Here is an 8263-nt window from a genome sequence, read left to right on the forward strand (position 1 = left end):
GCTTTATTCCCTTTTTCGACTTTTACATTGCTAAATATCGCTTCTCCTCCATTTTCAGTTGTAGGGTCGTAATAATTGACATTCGGGTACAAATACAAGCTATTAGGTACTCTTGTATAGCTCGCATTGTCATTCTTGACTACCTTTATTGTTACACTGTATCGCTTTCTCCCCTCCTCGTAAGTAGCATAGCTAAATTTCTCATATGGCGACATATAGCAGAATAGACACATAAATTTACCACCTAGAGGAGGCTTGACGACATCGACGTCGAAGCTAATAGTATAGTAACCCTCCTCCGTTATTTCTGAGTGTAAAAGGTAAGTTGCGTAATCACCTTTCTGACGTTTCGGGGCGTATGATTTAGCTAGGTTGCGACCTCCTATCTGCACGTTGTTGATTGCCTCCCACTCCGAGCTAACTGCATAGCCTGTATATTCCGTTCCATCAGGATTGGAATACTCAATCTTTACACGGCTCCAGATATACTTACCTGGCTCCCATGTAGGTTGGGAAGTACTCCAGCCAGTAGTCGGCTGTACCGTCTTACTAGTACTGATAGCGTACTCTTCAGTAATTTTATCGGCACTTCGTCCATCATTGCCTCTCTTTGGTGTAATATTTACAGGGCTCGTATAGGTCGGGTTACCACTTGAGTAGGCAGTCTTAGTACGTGTCCACAGCTGTTCGTTACCTGTAATGGTTGGAGCCGTAGTCTGCCAACCCAATGAAGGTGCCGTTCCAGGAGTGCTATTCTTCGCAAACTCAGCATCTACCTTAGCAACGCTTACTCCATTCGTCCCAGTAGCTCCATGGGTGCCGATAACTCTCTTGGCTGTCTCTTCACTAGTGCCGTCTGAGTATATGATCTTCTCATAATTCCACAGATACCTGTAAGTTGTGGTGGTGGTGACTACATTAGTTACCCAGTTTGAAGGAGGTACAGTGTTAGAAGTACTAACTTGGTAGTACTCCACAATGCCCGAAATACCCTTGCCAGGTAGCCCATCTTTAGCCCACCTGCCAATAATCACGGGGCTAGTTGTAGTGGGAGTGCCTTTGGTATAGCTAATCACCTCATAATTCCATAGGTAGGGCTTCTCAGCTGTCATGGTCTGAATAGAGTTTGTCCAGCCTTGAGTCGCTGTTGTCACTCCGCTTCCATTTGCACTAGCAAGGTAATAGTTCACAACGCCTGTGATACTCACTCCATCGTTGCCATCCTTAGTATTAGGGATATATACACTATTGGTCGCTGTTAAACCTCTGTAATGAATTCGGACATCGAGCCGAACACCCTCCGTATATCCTACGTCTATAATATCGAGTTCAAAGCTCTGACTCGAGTCATTCCAGCTGTCTTCGCCCCAGTTGCCTCGATTATACCTACTCTCTACAGACACCATTTCGTAATCGGTAATCTCGCTACCGTCATACATCACGGTTAGCTTGGGGAACCAGATTTCACTAACCTTTCCATTCCGAACCTCACCATTTAGGGAGATGGTAAATAGGAGTGAGTGTGCATCTTTACCGTCCTCCCCTTTCTTGCCATCTTTTACATGGTAATAGGTGTAAGAGTTAGTAGTAAGGATATTGACTGGCTTGGTATAAGGAGCTTCGGTTATGGTCTCCCAGGCTTCTGCATATATTACATCCAGATGTATGCCATATAAGGATTGAGGTTCATGATAATAGTCGTCAATGAAGTAATCACTGTTTGTCGGACTGTTTGTCAATGGCTCAAGCTCGTAGCCCATGCCAGGATTAAGGATAGTGCCATCTTCAGCCCAACATTTACGAAACACTCGCAACTTACTTATATCTATCGGTAGCTCATTACCATACTTGTAGAGCTTTGGGGAGCATTTACACGCCCCATAACCAGCACTATCATTGTAAACAGAAAACACCTCGGTAAATGGACAGTGAATCTGATAACCACTCTTGGTGACTGCATCCTCAGTTTCTTCAGCCCACTCATCTAGTGAACCACCTCTAAATAGAATGTTACCACCTATCTCGCCTCGCTCAAGGTCAAAATAGGTTGAGCCATCTAAGCTCTTAATCAGCCGAGTGGTCAGCCCGTCAGGTGTTAGTTCTGAGTAGCTGTACATCGGTGCGAAGCTCCTCATACCCTCTCTTTCTGAGCTGAGCAAGCCTACTAATAGATTAAAGTGACTTGCACTTTCAAAGGGGCGTGCCTTATCGTCCAGCTCGAATGCACCTGCCGTTCCATTTTTCGCTACCTTGGCATAAAGGTAGTAAGGTGTAAGCTGGTTAGTAAGGGCTGGGCTTTTGTAGCGTGGCAAATCCCAGTAACGGAAGTCGGAAGGCTTCCTATTGAAAGTAATCGTGTCTATCCCTAGTGTGCGGTGCTGAATGATACCTGCTTGCACATCAAGCGAAGCTCCTACTTTATTCCATGTGATAAGGTGATTAGCAGTCGCAGGAGCCGTCTTGGAAGTCACAAAGCGATACTGCAGTGCTGCACTACCCACCAGCACCTGCATGGTCTGCAATGCTACTGGAGAGAGTGTCGAGGTAAATTCATCACCGAGGGCACCCATAGCCTGTAGGAGCATATTCTGAGACTCCTTAGCATCTTGCCAATATCGCTTCGTATACTGGCGAAGTCCCCTCTCTCGCTCTTCAGCAAGCACGGGCTCTGCATAAAGCTTGCCAAGGGTGCTGGCGAATGATCCTGACAGCGGTGCATTGGATAGGGTCAATTCGGGCTGATATGGTTCGCCTATGGGGGTCTTAACTGCGATAATGCGGATGACACTACCCTCTGGATGAAATTGAGGGTCACTAAAAAGGATGTGACCACCAGGAACAAACATGCCTCCTACCTCCAGCCAATTCTGTCTCGCCCAAATGGGGTCTACCTCACCCTCAAACATAAAGGTGGGATGACTATGCTCATGGAAGTATTTCACTGCCTCCTCGAACATCTTTTGAGAGGCGTTTGAAAGGTATTCGTTCGGTAATGAAATGTTGAATAGGGCATACTTATCGCCCACTGCAGGAATGAAAGTGCCACCTGGCATTTCAAAGCCATCAAGCTCTGCAGGGACAAGCTTAAATCGTCGCTCCTCATGAATGTAACCCGTTAAGCTCTCTTCAGTCTGCACGATGTCAAACTCTCGCCCAGCTAAAGCTCCACTTTGAAAGACAATAGTCGCTTTTTCGCCTTTAATGCGATAATCATTGAAGTTTAAGCTTGCAGGAATGCTGTTATCCTTGATGTCATAAAAGGTACTACCACCCTCTACTACTTGTACCACCTCAGAGACGGTACCCTCTCGCATCGGGTACACTCCTGAGCCATCGTAGCTATCTTCAGCTGGATGGTTATTACCGTCACAAGTGATAGACATACCGTCAGCATCAGTACGATAGGTTTGAAGCTCATAGTTAAGTATGGCATTCTTGGGGAGGATGAGTGTACTACTGCCGTATTTAGAGCGGTCTATATTTCGCTTACCACCTTCTACATAGAGCCTACCAATAGGCTGGCTGTCGCCATCATTGCGACGACCAACGCCACTTCGGAAGCCGTTGCCATAACCATACTGCATAGCAAGAGGTGTGTCAGCCATGTGGGTCACCTTGCCTAGGCTAATTTGTTTGCCTTCAATATTCCACTCGCTATCAAACTCTTGTGCTACTCGCTGAAGAACAGCAAAACAATTCTCATGGTTAAAGGCGATGGTCTTTTCGCTGGCATCAATGCAGTTGCCCACCGTCCAACCACTACTAAAGAGGTTAAGGGTGTCTACAATCACTCGCAAGAAGTCAATAGGCTTAGCGGTTAAGAAGAATTTAAGGCGGTAGGGCTTACCTCCTGAGACATCTTTCAACTTAAAGAGCTTTAGCTCTTCTTCCTCTCCATGGAAGAGGAGTTGATATTCAAAGCTCTTGGTGTGTAGCTTAGTTATGGAGTGCGGATAGTATAAGGTATAGCGATGACCACCGTAGTCGATAAAGCTTCCTACAGGGATATCTATAGCTGATTTAAGTTCTATCTTGAACTGCAGGGTGCTTACACCCATGATAGAGCGGTAACAGGTACCCTCCCAGTTAAATTTCTTTCTTGCTCGATCCCCATCTAACAGCGATACACCATCGGGGCGGTAAATAGTAAATACAGACATTGCACCACACTCTATTTATATTCTATCTATGGTGCAAAACTCGCCAAGCAATACCTACAAACAAAAAATCAGTACCATTTTGGTACTGATTTCTCTCCTTTTATGATGATGACGGTAGTGGGATATCATCAACGGCTTCTTGATTATGATAGTCCCGAGCGATTTTAAGATATCGCTTATAGGTGGTTTCAGAGATAGCATATACAGGACGTACACGATGAAAGTACACCCACCTCGATGAACGACTGTGGGCTCCAGCCTCATAGTGGGCTTGATAGATTTCGTAAACTCTAAGAGCTCTTTTTAGGGTGTATTCACTCACGTTATCCATATAGCTACCTCCTTACCACAAATATAATCAATTATAACGAAGTGGCGGTCATTCTAGTTGTCTAATCCACTGTAGTACAGCTTCCCAGCCAACAAAACCACCCACCTGTCGGTCGTCAATGTAAAGATCTGCAAATATCTTTCGACAGTCGTTCGAGTGTTCTTCGATATTCGCTTTGGTGTTGCAGTTAATACCATCAAATGGTATGCCATGCTCAAGTAACCAATTGACTGCCATTGTCTGGTCTTGACCTTCTCGGCATGTCCAAATGATAAGCGTATGCCCTGCTTGATGAAGCTCTCGCATAGCACTGACAGCACCAGGCACGGTCGCCCCAACTTTAGGGTACTCTCTCGCATTCAGTACACCATCAAAGTCAACAGCTATAACTAACCTCTTCTCCATCACACTTCCTCTTCTTCATCACCCAATACTTGCTCCATCACTTCACTGAGCTTATCCACATCAGTCATACCAAGCGGGATATTTCGCCAAGCATTATTCTTATCCCTTACCTGGCAAGCAATAAAACGACGAGTCTTAGTAGGGTTATACGCCTCCTCAATAACCCTCACACCCTCCATGAATTGCTCGCTACCACTCTCTTCAGCATGTTTGCGAAGCTGGACGACTCTTGATGCTTGAAGGTTACCTCGCTTATCAGTGCTAAGGAGCTGAAGAATCATGCTGACCAAGCTCTGACTATTTTGGTCACCAGCAAGGCTCTCAAGGTAGTTCTTGACCATCTCAATGCCCTCAGTGACGGTGTCTAAGTAACCATCTGTAGCATGGTAGCCAACTGTGATTCGCTTCGTACTTTCGGAATTGGTGAAGGTGTGTGAGCGTTGCTTCTCTGGGGTGACCCCTAAAAGCTGTTCCTTAGTCTCAATGACCTCGTCAAAGAGCTCAAAGACCGCCTCCTTTGTCTTAAAAAGGCTAACAGCTGTCTCTGTTAGCTGTGGGACTACAGCCTCTATGGTCTCATCAACCAGCTCCCGATAAGCTCGCAGGTCATCCTGCTTGCGTTCTGCTTCTTCTCGCTTGGCTCTCTCTGCACGTAGTGCTTGAAGCTCCTCATACTCTTCAGCCGTTAGGCTCGTTTCAAATTTCTTTGTTTCCATCTCTTACTCTCTTTTATAGTGTTAATTGACATATACCTTTCTTCCAGATTTGTTCTTCACCCAGATGAATTCATAATCCCTATCTTTGGGGCGAGATTGACTTGGCTCTCCCCTCTTGGTGTTAATCGCCCTCATTTTCTTTGTGAGGTTTTCCAGCTCTTCCACATCAAGGTAGTAGAAGTCTTTACCCATAATCCGTGGCTGGCGTGTAAACCGATTGACGGCATCCCAGTCAGTCGTATCAATGCCATACTTCTGAATCTGATGAAGAGCCCTGCTTCGAGCTTTCTTTACTTCTGCACTACTCTCCTCCAGCTTCTTGGTAAGATATACGAGAGCGATATCGAACTCAACATTGGTAAGCTCTCTAAGGCTCTCCGTACGCCCATCGCTCACTTGACTAGCGAGGATAGACTTCGCTTCTTTAGCTTCAATCCCAGGCATCACCTCCTTCAATAGGCAATACAGCCTTGCGTAGTTCCGTTTCTTCTCCATAACTCCCTAATCAAATAAACCAACCAACTCACCAGCCTTCGTCTGCTTCATTTGAAGCCGAGCAAGCTCAGCATCCACCTCTCGCTCTAGTTGCTTGCACTTTTCTAGTACGCTTCTAGATCTTGTATTGAAATACTCCTTCTGAGCATCACGCATCGTTCTCACTTTGTCTACAAACTCTATCGTTGTCATCAGTTCCATATCTCAATCGCTTTTTATTTCGTTATCACTTCATACATTCTTCTCACAACTACACCCTCTAAAGGTTGAAGCTCTTGATGAGGTAGACATTCTAAAATAACATACATCGTACCTGCCTCTTGTATGTTAAGGGTAAACTTACATCTACTCTTCTCTGTTGAGTGAATCCTGTTTGTTAGTCTCTGCCCAAGCTTAATCGCTCTCTGTACGTTGGCGAGCTCCACAATGTCATTATATGATGTGTCTCGGCTGTATATGTACCAAAGTATCATTCTCAATACTGCTTGAAGCTCTGGCTTATTCATGTTAAACTTAAACTTCCGTCTCAACTCTATCTCTGTCATGACCATACCCAGCTCTCTTTACTTCCTATTGCCCCAGTAGTCTTCTACTCCCTTATCCCAGATATCGATATACCCACGCTCTCCGATGAACCTCCCTTTGCTATGAGCTCTATACCCTTCTACCCAGATTTTCAAAGTGGCATCGTACATCACACTCTTTGCACTTCTCCCTGAAGGGAATTTACCTTCAGCATGACTAATGAAGATAAGAAGGTGACGAGGAAGTTCTTCCTTAAACCTTAGATATTGGGGGTAATTCATTTGAGTGTATTGGAAGGAGTCAATAAATACTATTTTAGGACTACGACGTTTTTTCAGGCGAGTAAGCAATGTGTCCATATCCTCGCTGATAAACTGTAATCGTTTATTCACTTCTGCCAATCCGCAACGTTCAGCAGCATTCATCAGAGTGAGCGAGGTACCCTCTTCAAGTGAGTTGTACAACACAGTGCCTTCGTTACAAAGTTCTTTGGCGAGCATTAGGGCAGTGGTAGTCTTACCATTCCCACTATGCCCCCAGATGAGCCATGTGCCGACTTTCTCAGGCTCACCAAAGGCAAGTTGCCACTCAGGGCTTAGTTGAAAGGTCTCCTTCTTCTGAGCCAATAGTTGGCTCACGCTCATTGCCTGTTTCGCCATAATTACTTTTTGTCCCTTTTTGCCTTCTTTCTATCTACTCTCTTTATTTCATAGATATTCTTCAGCACATCTGCCTTAATCCGCACCTTAGCATAATCGGGCATTTCTTTTAGCCAAGAGACTATCAGTATTAACCCCTTATTGTCTGGGTGCTTTTCAAGTATAGGCTCATACATTCTAAGAGCTTCTGCCCTCGTCAATGTTGGGAATCTCATCTCTATTTGAATATCCATCATAGCTACCTCCTTGCCTGAACTAATTTCTTCACCCTACGGAGGTCGAATTGATACTGCTCCGCATCACTTATGATATCTCCAATCTCATGCTTATCCTCCACACCGTTGGCTTGGCAAATGCCGTAAACATCTACGCCTGTTGTAGGATCTATCACATAAAACTTCCGCCCCAATCGGCTATTCATTTCGGCATAACCTCGCTTCTTTAGAGTAAGCCCCCTTTGCATACGCTTCTCGATGTACGCTGTACTCAGGAAAGTCATACCGCACCGATCCTCCAGTAGGTTGTAAAGCTGTATGAAGTAATGGAATACACTATCACTCAACTTATCCGCTTCGTCAAAGATGAGGAGCGGACGATCCATACTAAGGAGCTTATCCACGACATCCATCAGACTCTCACGGAGGTTCTGCTTTGGAAGGCTAAATCCTAGGCTCCTACTAATGATATGGAGAAAGTCTGGTTCATCCGACATTTCGTGTGATACGGCAGTCATGTAGAGCAAAAAGCCTTAGTTTGAAATATTCATCATCTCTATATCCGTAAGCATTTCTCTTCATCACTTTAATCTTATTGTTTATTCCCTCCACTTTGGCGGTTGATAGCCGTCCATAATACCATGCGAGTATTTCCTTTTTAGCTGCATTGATTGTGTTCGCTAATGACATTAGAGGTTTTGAAGCTGTTTCTAATGCCATTGACACCCAATTGTTTAATTTTCCCTCTGCCTCATTA

General features: G+C 45.0%; 10 protein-coding genes and 1 pseudogene. All 11 read right to left on the reverse strand.

Translation table 11 applies throughout. The features are described 5' to 3' along the window. Positions 1–4160 (reverse strand): annotated as a pseudogene (locus A3GG_RS12945) (hypothetical protein); the annotation flags it as partial. A gap of 100 nt (positions 4161–4260) precedes the next feature. After that, on the reverse strand, positions 4261–4491 hold the full coding sequence (locus tag A3GG_RS13505) for a hypothetical protein (RefSeq protein WP_156808739.1): 231 nt from the start codon (positions 4489–4491) through the stop codon (positions 4261–4263). A 48-nt stretch (positions 4492–4539) separates the two neighbouring features. Next, positions 4540–4896: an HAD family hydrolase gene (locus tag A3GG_RS0110685; RefSeq protein WP_018359284.1), complete on the reverse strand. Its 357-nt coding sequence runs from the start codon at positions 4894–4896 to the stop codon at positions 4540–4542. Further along, complete coding sequence (locus tag A3GG_RS0110690) at positions 4896–5612, reverse strand: DUF3164 family protein (RefSeq protein WP_018359285.1); 717 nt, start codon at positions 5610–5612, stop codon at positions 4896–4898. Before A3GG_RS0110690 ends, A3GG_RS0110685 begins: the two co-directional genes overlap by 1 nt. Before the next feature lie 21 nt (positions 5613–5633). After that, complete coding sequence (locus A3GG_RS12465; protein ID WP_018359286.1) at positions 5634–6107, reverse strand: hypothetical protein; 474 nt, start codon at positions 6105–6107, stop codon at positions 5634–5636. Between the two features lie 6 nt (positions 6108–6113). Then, positions 6114–6308: a hypothetical protein gene (locus A3GG_RS0110700; RefSeq protein ID WP_018359287.1), complete on the reverse strand. Its 195-nt coding sequence runs from the start codon at positions 6306–6308 to the stop codon at positions 6114–6116. A 14-nt stretch (positions 6309–6322) separates the two neighbouring features. Beyond that, the gene (locus A3GG_RS0110705) at positions 6323–6658 is read right to left on the reverse strand and encodes a hypothetical protein (protein WP_018359288.1); all 336 of its coding nucleotides are present in this window, start codon (positions 6656–6658) and stop codon (positions 6323–6325) included. A gap of 12 nt (positions 6659–6670) precedes the next feature. Then, positions 6671–7291: an AAA family ATPase gene (locus A3GG_RS0110710; protein WP_018359289.1), complete on the reverse strand. Its 621-nt coding sequence runs from the start codon at positions 7289–7291 to the stop codon at positions 6671–6673. A 2-nt stretch (positions 7292–7293) separates the two neighbouring features. After that, entirely contained in the window at positions 7294–7527 is a 234-nt protein-coding gene (locus tag A3GG_RS0110715) for a hypothetical protein (protein ID WP_018359290.1), read from the reverse strand. Positions 7528–7529: 2 nt separating this feature from the next. Continuing rightward, entirely contained in the window at positions 7530–8003 is a 474-nt protein-coding gene (locus A3GG_RS12470; RefSeq protein WP_018359291.1) for a TniB family NTP-binding protein, read from the reverse strand. Continuing rightward, a partial coding sequence (locus tag A3GG_RS0110725) for a transposase (protein WP_018358966.1) occupies positions 7993–8263 on the reverse strand: 271 nt, incomplete at its 5' end. The genes A3GG_RS0110725 and A3GG_RS12470, both read right to left, overlap by 11 nt.

Source organism: Porphyromonas levii DSM 23370 (genome assembly GCF_000379925.1).
GTDB lineage: Bacteria > Bacteroidota > Bacteroidia > Bacteroidales > Porphyromonadaceae > Porphyromonas_A > Porphyromonas_A levii.

Excerpts from the sequence above, each read along its gene's own strand:
- A3GG_RS0110700 (WP_018359287.1), bottom strand. The coding sequence starts at position 6,308 with ATGGAACTGATGACAACGATAGAGTTTGTAGACAAAGTGAGAACGATG.
- A3GG_RS0110685 (WP_018359284.1), bottom strand. The coding sequence starts at position 4,896 with ATGGAGAAGAGGTTAGTTATAGCTGTTGACTTTGATGGTGTACTGAAT.
- A3GG_RS0110710 (WP_018359289.1), bottom strand. The coding sequence starts at position 7,291 with ATGGCGAAACAGGCAATGAGCGTGAGCCAACTATTGGCTCAGAAGAAG.
- A3GG_RS13505 (WP_156808739.1), bottom strand. The coding sequence starts at position 4,491 with ATGGATAACGTGAGTGAATACACCCTAAAAAGAGCTCTTAGAGTTTAC.
- A3GG_RS0110690 (WP_018359285.1), bottom strand. The coding sequence starts at position 5,612 with ATGGAAACAAAGAAATTTGAAACGAGCCTAACGGCTGAAGAGTATGAG.
- A3GG_RS12465 (WP_018359286.1), bottom strand. The coding sequence starts at position 6,107 with ATGGAGAAGAAACGGAACTACGCAAGGCTGTATTGCCTATTGAAGGAG.
- A3GG_RS0110715 (WP_018359290.1), bottom strand. The coding sequence starts at position 7,527 with ATGATGGATATTCAAATAGAGATGAGATTCCCAACATTGACGAGGGCA.
- A3GG_RS12470 (WP_018359291.1), bottom strand. The coding sequence starts at position 8,003 with ATGTCGGATGAACCAGACTTTCTCCATATCATTAGTAGGAGCCTAGGA.
- A3GG_RS0110705 (WP_018359288.1), bottom strand. The coding sequence starts at position 6,658 with ATGGTCATGACAGAGATAGAGTTGAGACGGAAGTTTAAGTTTAACATG.